Source organism: Pseudomonas sp. LG1E9 (assembly GCF_003290225.1).
GTDB classification, from domain to species: Bacteria; Pseudomonadota; Gammaproteobacteria; order Pseudomonadales; family Pseudomonadaceae; genus Aquipseudomonas; species Aquipseudomonas cyclaminis.
The window spans coordinates 5,678,162-5,696,795 of the sequence record NZ_CP029983.1; the positions used below are offsets into that span (position 1 = coordinate 5,678,162).

At 60.0% G+C, this 18,634-nt stretch carries 14 protein-coding genes and 2 tRNA genes; 10 read left to right on the top strand and 6 right to left on the bottom strand.

Going from position 1 to position 18,634, the window contains the following annotated elements; translation table 11 throughout:
• Positions 1-189 precede the first annotated feature (189 nt).
• Positions 190-2,139 carry an LTA synthase family protein gene (locus DNK50_RS26020; RefSeq protein ID WP_112196627.1) on the top strand — a complete coding sequence of 650 codons (1,950 nt, stop codon included), beginning with the start codon at positions 190-192 and terminating at the stop codon, positions 2,137-2,139.
• A 49-nt stretch (positions 2,140-2,188) separates the two neighbouring features.
• Complete coding sequence (locus DNK50_RS26025; protein ID WP_112196628.1) at positions 2,189-2,908, top strand: phosphatase PAP2 family protein; 720 nt, start codon at positions 2,189-2,191, stop codon at positions 2,906-2,908.
• 78 nt (positions 2,909-2,986) lie between these two features.
• Here the strand turns inward: DNK50_RS26025 and groL are convergent, their stop codons facing one another.
• From groL to DNK50_RS26050, 5 genes are all read right to left on the bottom strand, one after another.
• Positions 2,987-4,630, bottom strand: a complete 1,644-nt coding sequence (gene groL / locus DNK50_RS26030; RefSeq protein WP_099585553.1) for a chaperonin GroEL — start codon at positions 4,628-4,630, stop codon at positions 2,987-2,989.
• 50 nt (positions 4,631-4,680) lie between these two features.
• Positions 4,681-4,977, bottom strand: coding sequence for a co-chaperone GroES (groES, locus tag DNK50_RS26035; protein ID WP_003175874.1), 297 nt, complete (start codon positions 4,975-4,977; stop codon positions 4,681-4,683).
• A 247-nt stretch (positions 4,978-5,224) separates the two neighbouring features.
• Positions 5,225-5,701, bottom strand: coding sequence for an FxsA family protein (locus DNK50_RS26040; RefSeq protein ID WP_099585554.1), 477 nt, complete (start codon positions 5,699-5,701; stop codon positions 5,225-5,227).
• 66 nt (positions 5,702-5,767) lie between these two features.
• Complete coding sequence (locus DNK50_RS26045; protein ID WP_112196629.1) at positions 5,768-6,499, bottom strand: HugZ family protein; 732 nt, start codon at positions 6,497-6,499, stop codon at positions 5,768-5,770.
• A gap of 96 nt (positions 6,500-6,595) precedes the next feature.
• A complete protein-coding gene (locus DNK50_RS26050; protein WP_099585556.1) occupies positions 6,596-7,603 on the bottom strand; it encodes a DUF481 domain-containing protein in 1,008 nt (335 codons plus the stop codon).
• 193 nt (positions 7,604-7,796) lie between these two features.
• Here DNK50_RS26050 and DNK50_RS26055 point away from each other — a divergent pair, with 193 nt between their 5' ends.
• From DNK50_RS26055 to DNK50_RS26070, 4 genes are all read left to right on the top strand, one after another.
• Positions 7,797-8,111: an MGMT family protein gene (locus DNK50_RS26055; protein ID WP_371929533.1), complete on the top strand. Its 315-nt coding sequence runs from the start codon at positions 7,797-7,799 to the stop codon at positions 8,109-8,111.
• Positions 8,112-8,154: 43 nt separating this feature from the next.
• Positions 8,155-9,687: an AmpG family muropeptide MFS transporter gene (locus DNK50_RS26060; RefSeq protein ID WP_099585558.1), complete on the top strand. Its 1,533-nt coding sequence runs from the start codon at positions 8,155-8,157 to the stop codon at positions 9,685-9,687.
• Between the two features lie 205 nt (positions 9,688-9,892).
• Positions 9,893-11,608: a proline--tRNA ligase gene (locus tag DNK50_RS26065; protein WP_099585559.1), complete on the top strand. Its 1,716-nt coding sequence runs from the start codon at positions 9,893-9,895 to the stop codon at positions 11,606-11,608.
• 20 nt (positions 11,609-11,628) lie between these two features.
• Entirely contained in the window at positions 11,629-12,582 is a 954-nt protein-coding gene (locus DNK50_RS26070) for a hypothetical protein (protein WP_099585560.1), read from the top strand.
• Positions 12,583-12,650: 68 nt separating this feature from the next.
• Here the strand turns inward: DNK50_RS26070 and dinB are convergent, their stop codons facing one another.
• Entirely contained in the window at positions 12,651-13,709 is a 1,059-nt protein-coding gene (dinB, locus tag DNK50_RS26075; protein WP_112196631.1) for a DNA polymerase IV, read from the bottom strand.
• A gap of 280 nt (positions 13,710-13,989) precedes the next feature.
• Between dinB and DNK50_RS26080 the strand changes: the two genes are divergently transcribed.
• From DNK50_RS26080 to DNK50_RS26095, 4 genes are all read left to right on the top strand, one after another.
• Positions 13,990-14,066: transfer RNA gene (locus DNK50_RS26080), tRNA-Met, on the top strand.
• Between the two features lie 294 nt (positions 14,067-14,360).
• A tRNA-Met gene (locus DNK50_RS26085) sits at positions 14,361-14,437 on the top strand.
• A gap of 266 nt (positions 14,438-14,703) precedes the next feature.
• Positions 14,704-17,346, top strand: coding sequence for a bifunctional lysylphosphatidylglycerol flippase/synthetase MprF (gene mprF, locus DNK50_RS26090; RefSeq protein ID WP_099585562.1), 2,643 nt, complete (start codon positions 14,704-14,706; stop codon positions 17,344-17,346).
• Complete coding sequence (locus tag DNK50_RS26095; protein WP_099585563.1) at positions 17,346-18,626, top strand: virulence factor family protein; 1,281 nt, start codon at positions 17,346-17,348, stop codon at positions 18,624-18,626. The genes mprF and DNK50_RS26095 overlap by 1 nt, the downstream gene beginning before the upstream one ends.
• The last annotated feature ends 8 nt before the right edge of the window (positions 18,627-18,634 follow it).

Sequence of the window (18,634 nt, forward strand, 5' to 3'; positions counted from 1 at the left end):
CGTACGCGGTAACGGCCGTGTTGGCTCGCGCAGCTTAAGGCCAAGTGTGGCTCAGGGATAGAGCTGAACGGCCCGTCGATTAAGGTTTTCAACCGTTTCTTGAGTTGAACGAGTTTTTCACTATAGCTTCACAAACTGACTACAGTGTCAGCGTGAAGATCGCCACCCATTGATATAAGGAACATGGACATGGGGTTTCTCAAAACAGCGCCTATGCGCTATTTGCTGTTGGTAACCGGTGCCTGGCTACTGGTTTTCTTGCTCACGCGCAGCGTGCTGCTCCTCACTCACCTGGACGAAGTCGGCGGCAATCTGCTGCCGGTGTTTGGGGTGGGCTTGCTGTATGACCTGGGCTTCCTGGCCTATGCGGCGCTGCCGCTGGGGCTGTATGTGCTGCTATGCCCGCCCGGTCTGTGGCGTCGTCGTGGTCACCGCTGGTTCCTGCAAGCGGTGCTCACGGTCAGTCTGTTTGCGATGCTGTTCACCTCCGTTGCCGAATGGCTGTTCTGGGACGAGTTCGGCGTGCGCTTCAACTTTATCGCCGTTGACTACCTGGTGTATTCCGACGAGGTATTGAACAACCTTTTGGAGTCATACCCGATCGGCAAGCTGCTGAGCCTGCTGGCGATGCTGGCCCTGGTGCTGAGCCTGGCCTTGCGCAAGACGTTCAACGCAACAATGAATGCGCCCTTGCCGACGATGCGCGGCCGTATGGTGAATGCGCTGGCGCTGTTGGTCGTCGCCGGCCTCAGCCTGCAATTGATCAGCCAGGACAGCCCACGCACTCAGGGTGGCAACGCCTACAAAAACGAGCTGGCCAGCAATGGCCCCTATCAGTTCTTCGCCGCTTTCCGTAACAACGAGCTGGACTACCCACAGTTCTACAAGACCTTGCCTACAGAGGTCGTCGCCCAGCAATTGCGCAACGAGCTCAGCGAGCCCAATGCCCGCTTTATCGGCAACGATCCGCTGGATATCCGTCGCGCCATCACCAATCCGGGAACGCTGCGCAAACCCAATATCGTGCTGGTGACCATCGAAAGTTTCAGCGCCAAGTACATGGGCAGCAACGGCGACGAACGCAACCTCACGCCCAATCTCGATGCGCTGCGCAAGCAAAGCCTGTACTTCAATAACTTCTACGCCACCGGGACCCGTACCGACCGCGGACTTGAGGCCATCACCCTGGCAATCCCACCCACGCCGGGGCGTTCGATCGTCAAGCGCATTGGTCGCGAAAGCGGCTTTGCCAGCCTGGGGCAGCAACTCAGTGCTATCGGTTATGACAGCGTGTTTGTGTATGGCGGGCGCGGTTACTTCGACAATATGAACGCGTTCTTCAGTGGCAACGGCTATCGGGTCGTGGACCAGAGCAGCGTGCCCGAGTCTGAAATCTCGTTTAAAAACGCCTGGGGCATGGCCGACGAAGATCTCTACAACCAAACCCTCAAGCTCGCAGACGCCGACTACGCCAAGCAGCAGCCGTTTTTGCTGCAACTGATGACCACCTCCAACCACCGCCCGTACACCTACCCGGACGGGCGCATCGATATCAAATCCGGCAACGGACGCGACGGTGCAGTGAAGTACACCGACCACGCCATCGGCCAGTTCCTTGAGGCCGCACGCCAGAAACCGTGGTTCGACAATACGATCTTCGTGTTCGTCGCCGACCACACCGCCGGCAGCGCGGGCAAGGAAGACCTGCCCATCACCAACTACCAGATCCCGTTGTTCATCTACGCACCGAAACTGATCGATGCCCGGGAAACTGCTCAACTGGCCAGCCAGATCGACCTTGCACCGACACTGCTGGGCCTGATCAACCTGAGCTACGAGTCGACCTTCTTTGGTCGCAACCTGTTGCAAGACAACCCGCTGCCAGCGCGCGTGGTGGTCGGTAACTATCAGCACCTGGGGTTGTTTGACGGCAAGGACCTGGCAATCCTCAGCCCGCGCCTCGGGCTGCGTCGCCACGACGAGGCGCTGGGTGAAAGCCAGGAATTACGGGTGGGCAGCGATGACCCGTTGATCCAGCGGGCGATCACCTACTACCAGGCCGCCAGTTATGGGTTCAAACAACAGTTGCTGAGTTGGAGGGCCCCCAAGGAGGAGGCGCCCGCCCTGAGCACACGCTAAACCATTGCCCCGTACAGGTCAGTACGGGGCATGCCTACCAAGGCTAGCCATGAATAACTGCGCCGCTGGGCCCGTTTCCAAACCGCTTAATCTGTGGCTGTGCCTGGGCATTCCGGCCGGCGCTGCACTGGCATTGCTTCTGCTGGAGCTGACGTCCCTGGACATGGACCTTGCCAAACGTTTCTACAACGCGGCGGATGGCGGATTTATCGGTCGTTACAGTTTCTTCCTCGAAGACATCCTGCATGACCGCGCCAAGCAGTTGGTGATCCTGTTCTCGGTGCTGGCAATTCTGGGGTTTGCCGGCACATTCATTTTACAAAGGCTCAAACCCTACCGTCGCGAACTGGGCTGTCTGGTGCTTTCGCTGGGGTTGGCGACTGCCTACGTCTCACCGCTGAAAACCATCACCGCCGTGCAGTGCCCCTGGAGCCTCAAGGAGTTCGCAGGGCAGGAAACCTACAGCGCGCTGCTGAGCCCTCGCCCGCCTACGGATAAACCCGGACGTTGCTGGCCAGGGGGTCATGCCGCTACCGGCTTCGCCTTGTTCGCCTGGTTTTTTGCACTGCGTGACCGTCGGCCGCGCATGGCACGCTACGCATTTGTCTTCGCCGCAGGCTTGGGCAGCGTCTTTTCAGTGAGCCGCATGCTGCAAGGCGCGCACTTCTTTTCGCACAATGTGTGGACAGCGATTTTCTGTTGGCTGATCTGCCTGGGCGTGTATTGCTTGTTGCTGTACCGGCCGTCGAGGCACGCCGCGCGTCCCTGAACCCCACGCACCGCACACAAAAAAGCCCCGCCTGCATCACTGCAGGCGGGGCTTTTAGGTTAGCCGGGTAAGGCTGGCTTACATCATGCCGCCCATGCCACCCATGCCGCCCATGTCTGGCATACCGCCGCCAGCGCCTTCAGCCTTCGGCTTGTCAGCAATCGCAACTTCGGTGGTCAGCAACAGACCAGCAATCGAAGCGGCTGCCTGCAGGGCCGAACGAGTCACCTTGGTTGGATCCAGGATGCCCATTTCGACCATGTCGCCGTATTCGCTGGTTGCAGCGTTGTAACCGTAGTTACCTTTGCCGTTCTTCACTTCGTTGACCACAACACTTGGCTCGTCGCCGCTGTTGGAAGCAATCTGGCGCAGTGGGGATTCAACGGCGCGACGCAGAACAGCGATACCGACGTTCTGGTCAGCGTTGTCGCCTTTCAGGTCAACCAGGGCTTCCAGAGCACGGATCAGCGCAACGCCACCGCCAGGTACCACGCCTTCTTCAACGGCTGCACGGGTTGCGTGCAGGGCGTCTTCAACGCGGGCTTTTTTCTCTTTCATTTCAACTTCGGAACCAGCGCCAACCTTGATCACTGCTACGCCGCCGGACAGCTTGGCCAGACGCTCTTGCAGTTTTTCACGGTCGTAGTCCGAGGAAGTCTCGGCAACCTGGGCGCGGATCTGAGTGATGCGCGACTGGATGTCGCCGTCAACGCCAGCACCGTCAACGATGATGGTGTTTTCCTTGGAGATGGTCACGCGCTTGGCGCTACCCAGGTTTTCCAGGGTAGCGCTTTCCAGGCTCAGGCCGATCTCTTCGGAGATAACGGTACCGCCGGTCAGGACAGCGATGTCCTGCAGCATGGCCTTGCGACGGTCGCCGAAGCCTGGAGCCTTGACGGCTGCAACCTTGACGATGCCACGCATGTTGTTCACAACCAGCGTCGCCAGGGCTTCGCCTTCAACGTCTTCGGAAACGATCAGCAGTGGGCGGCCGGCTTTGGCAACGGCTTCCAGCACTGGCAGCATTTCGCGGATGTTGGAGATCTTTTTGTCGACCAGCAGGATCAGCGGGCTTTCCAGCTCGGCAACCATGGTTTCTGGCTTGTTGACGAAGTACGGGGACAGGTAGCCACGGTCGAACTGCATGCCTTCTACAACCGACAGTTCGTTTTCCAGGCCAGTGCCTTCTTCAACGGTGATCACGCCTTCTTTACCGACTTTTTCCATGGCTTCGGCAATGATGTCGCCGATGGAGCTGTCGGAGTTGGCGGAGATGGTGCCTACCTGAGCGATAGCCTTGGTGTCAGCGCATGGCTTGGACAGGTTTTTCAGCTCGGCAACAACGGCGATGGTCGCCTTGTCGATGCCGCGCTTGAGGTCCATCGGGTTCATGCCGGCAGCGACGGCTTTCAGGCCTTCGTTGACGATCGACTGAGCCAGGACGGTAGCGGTGGTGGTGCCGTCGCCTGCGTCATCGTTGGCACGGGAGGCAACGTCTTTGACCAGCTGCGCGCCCATGTTTTCGAAACGGTCTTCCAGTTCGATTTCTTTTGCTACGGAAACGCCGTCCTTGGTGATGGTCGGAGCGCCGAAGCTCTTCTCGATGATCACGTTACGGCCTTTAGGGCCCAGGGTCGCTTTTACTGCGTCAGCCAGGATGTTGACACCGGTGAGCATTTTTTTACGGGCGGAATCGCCGAATTTAACTTCTTTAGCAGCCATGATCGATATTCCTTAAATACTTTGTAGTAACGGGAAAATGAGCGGGGAAATCAGTCTTCCAGAACAGCGAGAATCTCGTTCTCAGCCATAACCAGCAGGTCTTCGCCATCAACTTTCACAGTGTTGCTGCCGGAGTAAGGGCCGAATACAACCTTGTCACCGACTTTAACGGCCAGCGCACGCACATCACCGTTTTCCAGAGTCTTGCCTGGGCCTGCAGCGACGATCACACCGTGGTTGGCTTTTTCAGCAGCCGAACCTGGCAGAACGATACCGCCAGCGGTTTTCTTTTCTTCTTCGCTGCGACGGATTACGACGCGGTCGTGCAGAGGACGAAGCTTGCTCATTGTCGATCTCTCCTAATTGTGTTTTTCATCGGCCGGTGTCAGTACCGGCAGGTTGTTATCCGGCGGTGCCGGTCGCGCCTCGCCAGGCAAGACGCGGAAGTCTGTCTGGTGTTGCCACCAGAAACCTTGCGGTGACCGTTACATAAGGGCGCGTAAGCTTATTACAAGGGCGCTCGGCGGAATTTTTTTGCAGCTGCCGAGCGATAAAAGCAACACGGCACCCCAGGGTGCCGTGCCAATCAAGCGGTTATTTGCTGTCGCGGTGTTCGAACTCACCTTCGATCACATCACCTTCACGCCCCAACGGCTGGCGCGGAGCCGGGCCGCCACGGGGTTGCAGGTCGTCGGCAAACGCACGCTGGCGGATCGCCGCCTCTTCGGCGCGCTGACGCATCTTGCCGGCCAGCAGCTTGCGGGTGAACGGCAACAACAGGAACAGCCCGAGCACATCGCTGACGAAACCCGGCAGGATCAACAGGCCACCGGCCAGGGCCATCATCAGGCCTTCAAGCATGGTCTGGGCCGGCAGTTCGCCGCGGTTCAGGCTTTCACGGGCACGCAGTGCCGTGGCCAGGCCGGCGACGCGCAGCACCAGGACGCCGAGCATCGAGCCGAGAATGATCAGCAACAGGGCCGGGAAAAAACCGATCGCACTGCTGACTTGAACGAATACGAACAGCTCCAACACCGGGAACAGCAGAAAGAGCAATAAAAAAGGGCGCATCAAAAGGTTCCTCAACGCAAGAATGCCTTGCCAGTCCACCTTAGATGACGTCGCCATTATGTGAATTCAAGCGTCAGCCGCGGCTTTTTTCGGCCAGACGTCGGCGTGAGCCAATGAAACCAAGGCTTCGCGCACTTGTGTCGGCGTGTTGCAAGACTCGGCAAACGGCAGCCAGTACAAGGATTGGCCGATGCGCAGGTGCATGCCTTCGCTGTCGATGCCGGCCAGTTGCGCGGGCTCGGAAGTCGGCAGGCCGGCAAGCTGAACGTAATGGGTGATAGCCTGGGTGTGATCGCTGTTCATGTGATCGATCATGCTGCGCTCGGCCTTGCCCGCGAATGGATTGGCCAGGTTCAACTGATCGACCCAGTGAATCGCGCCAAAGCCGCCGATGTAACGGTGGCGCACCGGCTTGAGCACCCAGAAGTCAAAGTCATGGGCCTTGTGGTAGTTGGCGGAATCGGGGAAGTAGCGGTAATAGCGTTCGGCGGCGGCTTCGATGGCGGCGCCCTCCTCCAGCTTCTCGGCTTCGGCCAGGTAGGTCAGGCGCCCCACTGCCTGCACATCATCGGCCTCGCGTTCGCCGACCAGCAGCGAGCACTTCGGGTCTTTTTGCAGGTTGTGGGTGTGCTGGGCAATACGGCTGATCAGGATCAGTGGGCGGCCCTGCTCGTCCAGGCAGTACGGCACGACCGAGCCGAAGGGGAATCCTGGCATGGCTTTGGATTGTGTGGCGAGAGCCCCACGGTATTCCTTGAGCAACAGCTCTCGGGCGTTCTTGGCAACGTGCGCGCTCAACGTATGACTCCTCGGGTATTCAGCCGCCCACAGCATATGGGAATGGATCTCAACACAAGGTAATCAATATACGCGCAGGTTGCCAGCGGCTCTGTGTTACCAGGCCACGCCGAAGCCTGCGGTGTAGCGGGTCTTGCTCAAGCTGCTTTCCGAATCGCCACTGATGACGTCGCGCTCGGCCTTGAGATTGAGGGAAGCCCATTCGGTGACCTTGTAGCGCAGGCCCATCTCGGCATCCAGGGAATAATCCACAGGCCCGTCGATAGGACGGCCCAATTCACCGGTGGTAAAGAACTCGACTGTCTTGCCGACCAGATAGCGGTTGTAATTCCACTTCATGGCCACCGAGTAGAAATTGTCCTTACCGCCCGTGGCGTATTCATAGTCGGTGCGGTTGACCAGCGAGCCAAGGGAGAACGCGCCCAGCTCATCATCCCAGAACTGATAGCCCGGGCCGGTACCGACTGTGCGTTGGCGCGCGAGGTCTTCAACCTTGTCGCGCTTGTAGGTCAGGCGCCCCTGCCAGAACCAGTGTTCGGTGAGGAATCGGTCCAGGTCGTATTCCAGGGCCCAGTTGTCCGTGGTGGTGACATCGTCCTGAAACTCGCGGTTGTATTCGCCCTGGCCGGTGTGACGCCATTGACCATGACGCGCCGTGGTCTTGAAGTCGATGTCGTAGTCGTTGGTGTCGTTCTCGGCACGCTTGTAGTCCAGCGCCAGGTCGACATTACCCTTCCACACCAGGTCTTCGATCACCGGCTTTGGCTTGATGATCTGCTGGATGCTGGCCAGGTCAACGGTCTTCGGCGCCTCGCCATTGGCCAACACCACTTTGCCATCGTCTGCGGCCTTCAGGGATTTCGCCTTTTCGCCGGTGTAGGCGTCCTGCTTGACCAGCAATTCCTGGTCGCTTTCCAGGGTCTTGACCTGCTTCCAGTCCACCGGGATGGCGCCGGCATAGTCAGTCTGGATCAGTAATTTGCCACCGTCGAAGACCTTGATTTTGCCGGTCAGGCGGTCACCGTTTTTCAACCAGACCGTATCGGCAAGTAAGGGCGTGGAGGCACTGAGGACAGCGAGGCACAGCAGGGTTCTGGACAACATAAGCGGATAAGGAGCTCAGGGTTGGCGAAAAGGGGCGGTTATCGTGTTAGATAGCTAGGACTGACTCAAGGTTTTGTGTTGAGTTCAATTCTCATCGCCATGTTTACAGACGTTTCTTACAGATAGACAGACGATTTCAACGGATAGCTGCTCAGTGAACCTCTCTGCCGACACCCCGCAAAGCCCCGCCGAGATGCGCCGCACCGCGCTGTACCTGACCTTGGCGCAAGTCCCCGCCGGCTGCGTGTTGAGCTACGGCGAGCTGGCGCAACTGGCGGGCTTGGGACGCGCCGCCCGCTGGGTGGGACGCACCTTGAGCCAGCTTCCCGAAGGCACCACATTGCCCTGGCACCGCGTGCTGGGTGCCGGTGGTCGGATAAGTCTGCCGGTGGGCAGCGTCTCGGGCGACGAGCAGCGCGCGCGTTTGCGCGATGAAGGCGTGACTGTCCGCAATAATCGCGTGGATATTCAGCGCCATGGCTGGCGCCCGGTAGAGCACAGCGGTTAGAGTGCGCGCTTTGTTTCCGCGAACCTGAGGCAGACTCCAGCCCATGCCCCGTAAAACCTGGCGCGCCGCGCTCGCCGCCTATGCCAGCCCCTCGACGTTAGTCCTGTTGTTGCTCGGCTTTGCCGCCGGCCTGCCTTACATGTTGGTGTTCTCGACGCTTTCGGTGTGGTTGCGCGAGGCCGGTGTGGCCCGCGAGACCATTGGCTACGCGAGCCTGATCGGCCTGGCGTACGCCTTCAAGTGGGTCTGGTCGCCGCTGCTCGACCAATGGCGCCTGCCGCTGCTCGGCAAACTTGGACGACGTCGTTCCTGGTTGGTATTGGCCCAATCGCTGGTGATCCTCGGATTGATTGGCATGGGTTTCTGCGACCCGCAGAAACACTTGTCCTGGCTGATCGCTATTGCCGTCGTCGTTGCCTTCGCGTCCGCCACCCAGGACATCGCGGTCGACGCCTATCGCCTGGAAATCGCCGACGACAGCCGCCAGGCCGCACTGGCCGCCAGCTATATGTCCGGCTACCGCATCGCCGCCCTGCTCGCCACGGCGGGCGCGCTGTTCTTTGCCGAAGGCTTCGGCTCCACCGGTTTCAACTATAAACACTCGGCGTGGACTGGCACCTATGTGCTGTTCGGCGTGCTGATGGTCCCCGCGCTGCTGACCACCCTGTTCATGCGCGAACCGAATGTGCCACTGCGCACCCAGTTGCAGGCCGGGCGCTACAGCTTCATGCATCAACTGATGTCGGTGTTTGTGCTGATCGTGCTGCTGGTGTCCGTACCCGCCATGTTTACCCAGCTGTACAACACCGACTTCGCTAGCGTGCTGTTCCACGACACCAGCGTGTGGGACCTGCTGATGGAAGACCGCGCATTCCTGCGCGCCATTCTCTATATCACCCTCACCGCCCTGTGCCTCTCGACCATGGGCCGTCGCGGCCTGGCGCCCGTGCTCACGCCGGTCAACGACTTTATCCTGCGCTACCGCTGGCAGGCATTGCTGTTGCTCGGACTGATCGCCACCTATCGCATGTCCGACACGGTGATGGGCGTGATGGCCAACGTGTTCTATATCGACCAGGGCTTCACCAAGGACCAGATCGCCGGGGTCAGCAAGATCTTCGGCCTGATCATGACCCTGCTCGGCGCCGGCATGGGCGGCCTGCTGATTGTGCGCTTCGGCATCCTGCCGATCCTGTTCATCGGCGGCGTGGCGTCGGCCGGTACCAACCTGCTGTTCGTGATGCTCGCCGACATGGGCCCGGACCTGCAGATGCTGATCTTCACCATCTCCCTGGATAACTTCAGCTCCGGCCTCGCCACGTCGGCATTTGTGGCCTATCTGTCGAGCCTGACCAACCTCAAGTTTTCCGCCACCCAATATGCGCTGCTCAGTTCGATCATGCTGCTGCTGCCGCGCCTGATCGGTGGGTATTCGGGGGTGATGGTTGAGAAGTTCGGGTACCACAACTTCTTCCTGATCACCTGCATGCTGGGCGTGCCGACGCTGCTGTTGATTGCGCTGCACTGGTATCAGGAAAATCGGCGGATTCGGTTGAATCCCCCGCAGGAAGACTGACACCAGCCGGACAATGTGCGAGGGGGTTTGCCACCGATGGCAGAGTGTCAGTCAGCTTATACATAGCTGACACACCGCAATCGGGGGCAAGCCCCCTCCCACATTAGCCTGCACACCCCTCTGCATTCTGATGCCTGTACTCCAGCAGTTTGCGCCCGTACAATCCCAAGTCATTTCAAGTCCAAGCAACCGACAACGGCCTACCATGCGTACCAGTCAATATTTGCTCGCCACACAGAAAGAAACGCCTTCCGACGCGGTTGTGATCAGCCATCAGCTGATGCTGCGCGCCGGCATGATCCGCAAACTGGCCTCCGGCCTGTACACCTGGCTGCCCATGGGCTTGAAGGTGATGCGCAAGGTCGAAGCCATCGTTCGTGAAGAAATGAACGCCGCCGGCTCTCTCGAAGTGTTGATGCCGAGCACCCAACCGGCTGAGCTGTGGCAGGAATCCGGGCGCTGGGAAGAGTACGGCCCTGAGTTGCTGCGCTTCAAGGACCGTCACGGCCGCGACTTCTGCGCCGGCCCGACCCACGAAGAAGTGATCACCGACCTGATGCGCAACGAGCTGAGCAGCTACAAGCAGCTGCCGCTGAACCTGTATCAGATCCAGACCAAATTCCGTGATGAAATCCGCCCACGCTTCGGTTTGATGCGCGGCCGCGAATTCATCATGAAGGACGCCTATTCGTTCCACGCTGACCAGGCATCGCTGCAGGCCACCTACGACCGCATGCACCAGGCCTACTGCAACGTGTTCACGCGCCTGGGCCTGAAGTTCCGCGCGGTTGAAGCGGACAACGGCTCCATCGGCGGTGCTGGTTCCCACGAGTTCCACGTACTGGCTGAGTCTGGCGAAGACGATATCGCGTTCAGCAACGGTTCCGACTACGCGGCGAACATCGAGAAAGCCGAAGCCGTGCCACGTGAAACCTCGCGTGCAGCACCGGCTGAAGAGCTGCGCCTGGTGGACACGCCAGAGACCAAGACCATCGCGGCCCTGGTGGAAAAATTCAATCTGCCGATTGAAAAGACCATCAAGACCCTGATCGTGCGCGCCGAGGAAGAAGGCAAGCTGATCGCCCTGGTGATCCGTGGCGACCACGAACTCAACGAAATCAAGGCTGCCCAGCAACCTGGCGTAGCCAGCCCGCTGGTCATGGCCACCGATGACGAACTGCGCAACGCCATTGGCGCCGGCGCCGGCTCCCTCGGCCCGTTGAACCTGCCGCTGCCGATCATCATCGACCGTTCGGTCGAGCTGATGAGCGACTTCGGCATCGGCGCGAACATCGACGACAAGCACTACTTCGGCGTGAACTGGGAACGTGACCTGCCGGTTCCGACCGTGGCCGACCTGCGCAACGTGGTTGCAGGCGACCCGAGCCCGGATGGCAAGGGTACCCTGGAAATCAAGCGCGGCATCGAAGTCGGGCACATCTTCCAGCTGGGTAACAAGTACAGCAAGGCGATGAAGTGCGAAGTGCTGGGCGAGAACGGCAAGCCGATCACCCTGGACATGGGCTGCTACGGCATCGGCGTATCCCGCGTGGTTGCAGCTGCCATCGAGCAGAACAACGACGAGAAAGGCATCATCTGGAGCGACACCCTGGCGCCGTTCCAGATCGCCCTGGTACCGCTGCGTTATGAAACCGAGCAAGTACGCGAAGCCACCGACAAACTGTATGCCGAACTGACGGCCGCCGGTTTTGAAGTGTTGCTCGATGACCGGGACAAGAAAACCAGCCCGGGCATCAAGTTCGCCGACATGGAGCTGATTGGCATCCCGCACCGGATCGTGGTCAGTGACCGCGGCCTGGCCGATGGCAATCTGGAATACAAGAGCCGGACCGAAGCCGAAGCCCAACCGTTGCCGGTGGCTGACGTGCTGTCTTTCCTTCAGGCGCGTATTCGTCGCTGAAAACCAGATCAAGAGAAGTCATGTTCAAGCGAAACACCAGAGCCCTGGGGGGCGCCGCCTTGTGCGGCGCCCTGCTGGTCAGCGGCTGCGCCAACCAGATGTCACAACGCAGTGAGCACGAGGAGCGGGTCGAGCGTAAGTTGCTCGACCACAGCCTGCAGATCGATGTAGGCGAGCCTAAAGTGCTGGAGCTGCCGCAACGCCGGGTTCGCATTCACGAGCAGAAGACCTTCGAGGTCACCGAGTTCGAAGTCACCCGTCGTTACGACCGCTACACGCCCTACCAGCCCTGGCGCAAACTCTATGAGCTGCCCCTGGGTGCGGTGGCATTGGTGGCGGGCGCGGGTGCCAACGTGGCGAATATCTTCGCCCTCGGCAACTTGCCGACCAGCATGACCCACGACTGGCTGAGCTACGGCGTGGACGGCCTCAACCCGTTCATGAACGTGCAATCCCACGGCCGCGCGCAACAGAACCTGGCGGGTATCGATGAAGTCCAGCGTGATAAACGTGTGGAGTATTCGAGCTTGCCTTGGAGCGAACGACCGGTACAGGTGACTGCCGGCAAAAAGATCCACGAGCTGACCACCGACCGCAACGGCGTGCTGCGCCTGAACCTGTTGGACAGCCCGTTTGCCGAGCAAGACCTGAACCGCGTCACGACCTTGAAGATCAGCGTGGAAGATGGCCAGGACGACGTGCATTCGGACTCGACCCTGGCCATCAGCAGCACCTTGCGTGGCAAGCTGCTGGAAGCCCACGGCCTGATCTACGACGACCTGGAAGATGACGAAGTCAGCCAGTGGGTGCACCGGGTCAAGCGCCTGTCGGAGCTGGGCCTGGAAGAAGAAGCCAGTGAACTGGAACAAAGCCTGATCGAACTGACCCGCAATGATCCGGAGTTGCAGCAGGAATTTCTGCAGGCGTTGACCAAGGATGCAGGGCGGCTGGTGGCAGATCCCGGCGCACGCTAAGCCTTAGGCCATGTGAAGATCCAAATGTGGGAGCGGGCTTGTCCCCTCCCACATTTTGCTCACGGTTGCTACCAGGAGAACTCCAGCTGTTCATTGCCACTGCTCAAATCCAGCAACCGCACCCCGATCCCCAGCAACCGCACCGGTTTCCCTCCGCGATTAAACGCCTGGGTCATCAGCTGTTGATAACTCTCCAAATCCCTCCCCGCCCCGGCCTGCTCCAAGGTCGTTTGGGTAAAGTCATGAAACTTCACCTTAACGAATGGCTTGCCCGCACGGTAACTGCTGTCGATGCGCGCCATGCGCCCCGCCAGGGTTTCCATCAGCTCAGGGAGTTTTTCCAGGCAGCTTGAGAGATCCGGCAGGTCCACATCGTAGGTATTTTCCACACTGATCGATTGCCGGCGGTTGTCGTTCTGCACAATGCGCTCGTCAATACCACGGGCCAGGTTCCAAAGCCGCTCACCAAAACTGCCGAATTCGCGCACCAGCGCCAGCTTGTTCCACTCGCGTAGTTGCAGGCAGTCTTCAATACCCAAACGTGCCAGCTTGTCGGCCGTGACCTTGCCCACGCCGTGCAACTTGCTGACGCGCAACTGAGAGACAAAATCTTCGACCTGGTCCGGCGTAATCACGAACAGACCGTTGGGCTTTTTCCAGTCGCTGGCGATCTTGGCCAGGAATTTGTTCGGCGCCACGCCTGCCGACACGGTGATATGCAACTGGTTGGACACGCGACGGCGAATATCCTGGGCGATGCGCGTGGCGCTGCCGCCAAAATGTGGGCTGTCGGACACGTCCAGATAGGCCTCATCCAAGGACAATGGCTCGATCAGGTCGGTGTAGTCGCGAAAGATCGTCTGGATTTCCTTCGACGCTTCCTTATAGGCATCCATACGCGGCTTGACGATGGTCAGGTCCGGGCAGAGCTTTAAGGCATGGCGCGACGACATGGCCGAACGCACGCCATACGCCCGCGCCTCGTAATTGCACGTAGCGATCACGCCCCGTCGGTCCGCCGAGCCGCCCACCGCCAGCGGTTTTTGCGCCAGGCTCGGGTTATCGCGCATCTCGATGGCGGCGTAGAAGCAATCACAGTCGACGTGGATGATTTTGCGCTGCGTCATATATAGAAGGGGTGAAATCCAACGGGCGGGCAGTATCGCACTCACCCCTGTATATAGCACCAGTAGTTTGAATCTTCCGCCTGAGCGGTAGGAAATTTCGCAGAAGAATTTATTTTCTCAATCGAAATCAGCATCCCGATAGAGCCCAAACCCTTGGCCCGACTGGCCCGCGCAGCCCATATACGCCCATATGGAGAGCTAACCGATTGAACCGCAAGCGCTTTTCTTCGAATCGCGGGTTGACACACTCGCGATCCTCTGTAGAATGCCGACACACAGACGCGGGATGGAGCAGTCTGGTAGCTCGTCGGGCTCATAACCCGAAGGTCGTCGGTTCAAATCCGGCTCCCGCAACCAAACATCAAAAAAGGCTACTCGAAAGAGTGGCCTTTTTTGTGCGTGGCTGTTTTTCAATCGGGGATCGCGTGAACTTCACTATGGGCTGCTTCGCAGCCCGGCGCGGGGCAAGCCCGCTCACCACAGCAAGCCCGCTCACCACAGCAAGACCACTCACCACAGCAAGCACGCCGACCAAAAAGCGTTTTCAATCGTGAACTTAGGTTGCCTGGGCAGTTAATTCACACTTATTTGACTCATCGGTTGATTAACGGTTGACACCTCGCCGCTTGGCTGTAGAATGCCGCCCACAGACGCGGGATGGAGCAGTCTGGTAGCTCGTCGGGCTCATAACCCGAAGGTCGTCGGTTCAAATCCGGCTCCCGCAACCAAACATCAAAAAAGGCTACTCGAAAGAGTGGCCTTTTTTGTATCTGACGAAAAAGTTCTTCTGAAACAATGGCATGGCATCTTTCATGAAACCGTACACGGTTTGTGGAGTCCATCTCATCACACGCTATGCTTACTCCTCTACGACCAATGGCCGCTGTCGCCGCACTCGGTGATCCGCGTTAATATTTGTGATTATTTTGTCCATAGGGATTGGTAACTTGGCTGGATACCCCCATCCTGTCGCGCACAATCCACGAGGTGATTGATGCGCGCCAACTCGTCTGAACCACAAGACACCGTCACAGCAGAACATCCGATCACTCCCACCCGTTTACGTTGGCTGGATCTGTTGAGCAAATACCGGCAACCCATCGGGCTGGCGGTCACTCTGTTGCTGTTCGGCATCGCCCTGATCGCCTGCCGCCACTTGCTGCTGGAACTGGATCTCTACGCCCTCCACGACTCGATCCTGGAAGTGCCCAAACCCGCCCTGCTCGGAGCCTTTGCCGCTGCCGTTGCAGGATTCATCATTCTGCTGGGTTATGAGTTTTCCGGGGCGCGCTACGCCGGAGTGAAGTTGCCTGCCAAGACCCTGGCCCATGGTGGCTTCACCGCCTTTGCCATTGGCAACGCGATTGGCCTGTCGATGCTCTCCGGCGGTTCGGTGCGTTACCGTTTATATGCACGCCATGGCATCGGGGCTTCGGAAGTCGCCCATATGACCGTGTTCGCCAGCCTGGCCCTGGGTTGTGCCCTGCCGCCACTGGCCGCACTCGCGACGCTGAGCAACCTGCCGGCGGCGTCGACCTACTTGCACCTGTCGCAAGGTTTGCTCGGCGCGATTGCCGGTGCCGTGCTGCTGTTGTCGGCCGCGCTGTGCATCGGTATCTATCGCCGCCGCTTGCCGGAGCAACCTTACCCCGACAACCTGCTGGTCAAGGTCGGCCGTCGCACCCTGCGCCTGCCCGGCCGGCGCCTGACGTTCCTGCAACTGGTGATCACTGCGCTGGATGTCGCCGCTGCCGCCACCGTCCTTTATCTGCTGCTGCCGGAAGCGCCGCCCTTCGGCCCGTTCCTGCTGGTGTACCTGCTGGCGCTCGCCGCCGGCGTGCTCAGCCATGTGCCGGGCGGTGTCGGGGTGTTCGAAGCGATCCTGCTCGCCGCGTTTGCAGACAAGCTTGGCGCAGCGCCACTGGCCGCCGCGCTGCTGCTGTATCGCATGATCTACGTGGTGCTGCCACTGCTGATCGCGTGCGTGTTCCTGCTGATCAACGAAGCGCAGCGGCTGTTCCAGACCCAGCAGAGCCTGCGCGTCGCCTCAGGCCTGGCGGCACCGGTGTTGGCCGTACTGGTTTTTTTGTCCGGCGTGGTCCTGCTGTTTTCCGGCGCCACGCCAGAGATCGACTCACGCCTGGAAAACATCGGCTTCCTGATTCCCCACCGCCTGATTGACGCCTCGCACTTTGGTGCCAGTCTGATCGGCGTGCTGTGCCTGTTGCTCGCCCAGGGCCTGCGTCGACGTCTGTCGGCGGCCTGGATGCTGACCATGGTGCTGCTGCTGGTGGGCGCCCTGCTTTCGCTGCTCAAGGGTTTCGACTGGGAAGAAGCCAGCCTGATGACCATGACCGCGATACTGCTGGCGATCTTCCGCCGCTCGTTCTACCGCGCCAGCCGCCTGACCGAACTGCCGTTTTCGCCGCTGTATCTGGTGGCCAGCGTCTGCGTGCTGGGCGCCTCGATCTGGCTGCTGCTGTTTGCCTATCAAGATGTGCCGTACAGCCATCAACTGTGGTGGCAGTTCACCCTCGACGCCAACGCCCCACGCGGCCTGCGCTCATTGCTGGGGGCCGCCGTGCTACTGGTGATCGTGTCGCTGACCTGGCTGCTGCGCACCGCACGCCCGGTGATTCACCTGCCGACCCCGGATGAGCTGGAGCGTGCTTCCAGGATCCTGATGGCCTCGTCCCAGCCCGACGGCGGCCTGGCGCTGACCGGTGACAAGGCGCTGCTGTTCCACCCCAACGACGAAGCCTTCCTGATGTATGCCCGTCGCGGCCGCAGCCTGGTGGCCTTGTACGACCCGATCGGGCCGACACAACAACGGGCCGAGATGATCTGGCAGTTCCGCGACCTGTGCGATATCCACCATGCGCGCCCAGTGTTCTATCAGGTGCGGGCAGAGAACCTGCCGTATTACATGGACATCGGCCTCACCGCCATCAAGCTGGGCGAAGAAGCCCGCGTCGACCTGAAACGCTTTGACCTGGAAGCCAAGGGCAAAGAGATGAAGGACCTGCGCTACACCTGGAACCGTGGCACCCGGGACGGCTTGTCCCTGGAGATCCATGAACCGGGTACGGCGCCGATGGATGAATTAAAAGTCATCTCGGACGCTTGGCTGACGGGTAAGAATGTGCGCGAAAAGGGCTTTTCCCTGGGACGCTTCAGTGATGACTACCTCAAGCACTTTCGCATTGCGATCATTCGCTTCGAAGGACGCCCGGTAGCCTTCGCCAACCTGCTTGAGACGTACAATCACGACCTGGCCAGCCTTGACCTGATGCGTGCCCATCCGGAAGCACCCAAGTTGACCATGGAGTTCATGATGGTCGGCCTGATTCAACACTATAAGAGTCACGGCTACGCCCGCTTCAGCCTCGGCATGGTGCCGTTGTCGGGCCTGCAACCGCGACGCGGCGCGCCACTGACCCAGCGCCTGGGTTCGATGGTGTTCCGGCGCGGTGAGCAGCTGTATAACTTCCAAGGTTTGCGCCGCTTCAAAGACAAGTTCCAGCCCGACTGGGAACCCCGTTACATGGCCGTGCCCGCAGGACTTGATCCGCTGGTGGCACTGGCCGATACCGCCGCCCTGATCGCGGGCGGCTTGACTGGATTGGTGAAACGCTGATGATTCGACGCTCCTGGCGGTATGTATTGGCCTTTGTAGTGCTGCTGGCCCTGGTCCTGGGTGGCAGCTTTTGGTACTTGAAACGCCCTGCCCCGCAGCCGACCCTGGAGCAACTGCCCCAGGCCGACGGCTCGGTGATGACCCGCGTCACCCCAGCCGGCACGTCCAAAGCCCGCGTCGCCGTGGCGGTGATGGCCGACGAAACCCTGACCGACAGCCAGTTGATCACCCTCAGCCAGGGTGGCAAGGCGCAGATCGTCCAGGTGATCCTGCCAAAAGATGACTGCAAGCTGCAGGAACAAGCGCTGCAAAGCGCCCTGGGCCAGCTCAAAGGCCCGGCGACCCTGGTCAGCGGCATCGGGCCTGGCGCGGCGCTGGCCTGGCGCTGGCTGGCCGCACAGAACGACGACAACGCCAACGCCATCTCCGTCGGCTTCGCTCTGGTGCAGGAAGGCTGCAAGGACCCACTGCCGAAAACGGCCGCACACGGCAACTGGCTGGTCGCGTGGAACGATAACCCTGACGACGAAAGCGCCAGTTTCGTACGCGACACACCGCGCGCCACCACCAGCATCAGCGACTACGACATTCACTACCCGCAGGTGCTGAACAACGAATTGCGCAAGCAACTGGTGGGTTCGGACAACGGCGGCCTGGCGATTCCCGTAGTAGAAGTCCCGGCGGGCCAGGCCAAGGACACTGTGACCCTGTTCCTCTCCGGTGATGGCGGCTGGCGTGATCTGGACCGTGACGTCGCGGGCGAAATGGCCAAGATCGGCTACCCGGTGGTCGGCATCGACACCCTGCGCTACTACTGGCAGCACAAGACCCCGGAACAAAGCGCCAAAGACCTGACCGAGCTGATGCAGCACTACCGCCAGAAATGGGGCACCAAGCGCTTCGTGCTGACCGGTTATTCGTTCGGCGCCGACGTGCTGCCGGCGATCTACAACCGCATGCCGGAAAACGAGCAGCAGCGCGTCGACGCGATCATTCTCCTGGCCTTCGCCCGCACCGGCAGCTTTGAGATCGAAGTGGAAGGTTGGCTGGGCAACGCCGGCAAAGAAGCCGCGACCGGCCCGGAAATGGCCAAGCTGCCGCCGGAGAAAGTGGTGTGCATCTATGGCGCCGAAGAAGTCGACGAGAGTGGCTGCACCGACAAGACAGCCGTAGGTGAGGCGCTGAAGCTGCCCGGTGGGCATCACTTCGACGAGAACTACCCGGCGCTGGCCCAGCGGTTGGTGGATATCATCGTCAAGCACCAGGCCAAGGCCGAGTAATTAAACCA

Coding starts and splice junctions, on each gene's coding strand:
- DNK50_RS26020 (WP_112196627.1), top strand. CDS start 190: ATGGGGTTTCTCAAAACAGCGCCTATGCGCTATTTGCTGTTGGTAACC.
- DNK50_RS26025 (WP_112196628.1), top strand. CDS start 2,189: ATGAATAACTGCGCCGCTGGGCCCGTTTCCAAACCGCTTAATCTGTGG.
- groL (WP_099585553.1), bottom strand. CDS start 4,630: ATGGCTGCTAAAGAAGTTAAATTCGGCGATTCCGCCCGTAAAAAAATG.
- groES (WP_003175874.1), bottom strand. CDS start 4,977: ATGAGCAAGCTTCGTCCTCTGCACGACCGCGTCGTAATCCGTCGCAGC.
- DNK50_RS26040 (WP_099585554.1), bottom strand. CDS start 5,701: ATGCGCCCTTTTTTATTGCTCTTTCTGCTGTTCCCGGTGTTGGAGCTG.
- DNK50_RS26050 (WP_099585556.1), bottom strand. CDS start 7,603: ATGTTGTCCAGAACCCTGCTGTGCCTCGCTGTCCTCAGTGCCTCCACG.
- DNK50_RS26055 (WP_371929533.1), top strand. CDS start 7,797: ATGCGCCGCACCGCGCTGTACCTGACCTTGGCGCAAGTCCCCGCCGGC.
- DNK50_RS26060 (WP_099585558.1), top strand. CDS start 8,155: ATGCCCCGTAAAACCTGGCGCGCCGCGCTCGCCGCCTATGCCAGCCCC.
- DNK50_RS26065 (WP_099585559.1), top strand. CDS start 9,893: ATGCGTACCAGTCAATATTTGCTCGCCACACAGAAAGAAACGCCTTCC.
- DNK50_RS26070 (WP_099585560.1), top strand. CDS start 11,629: ATGTTCAAGCGAAACACCAGAGCCCTGGGGGGCGCCGCCTTGTGCGGC.
- dinB (WP_112196631.1), bottom strand. CDS start 13,709: ATGACGCAGCGCAAAATCATCCACGTCGACTGTGATTGCTTCTACGCC.
- mprF (WP_099585562.1), top strand. CDS start 14,704: ATGCGCGCCAACTCGTCTGAACCACAAGACACCGTCACAGCAGAACAT.
- DNK50_RS26095 (WP_099585563.1), top strand. CDS start 17,346: ATGATTCGACGCTCCTGGCGGTATGTATTGGCCTTTGTAGTGCTGCTG.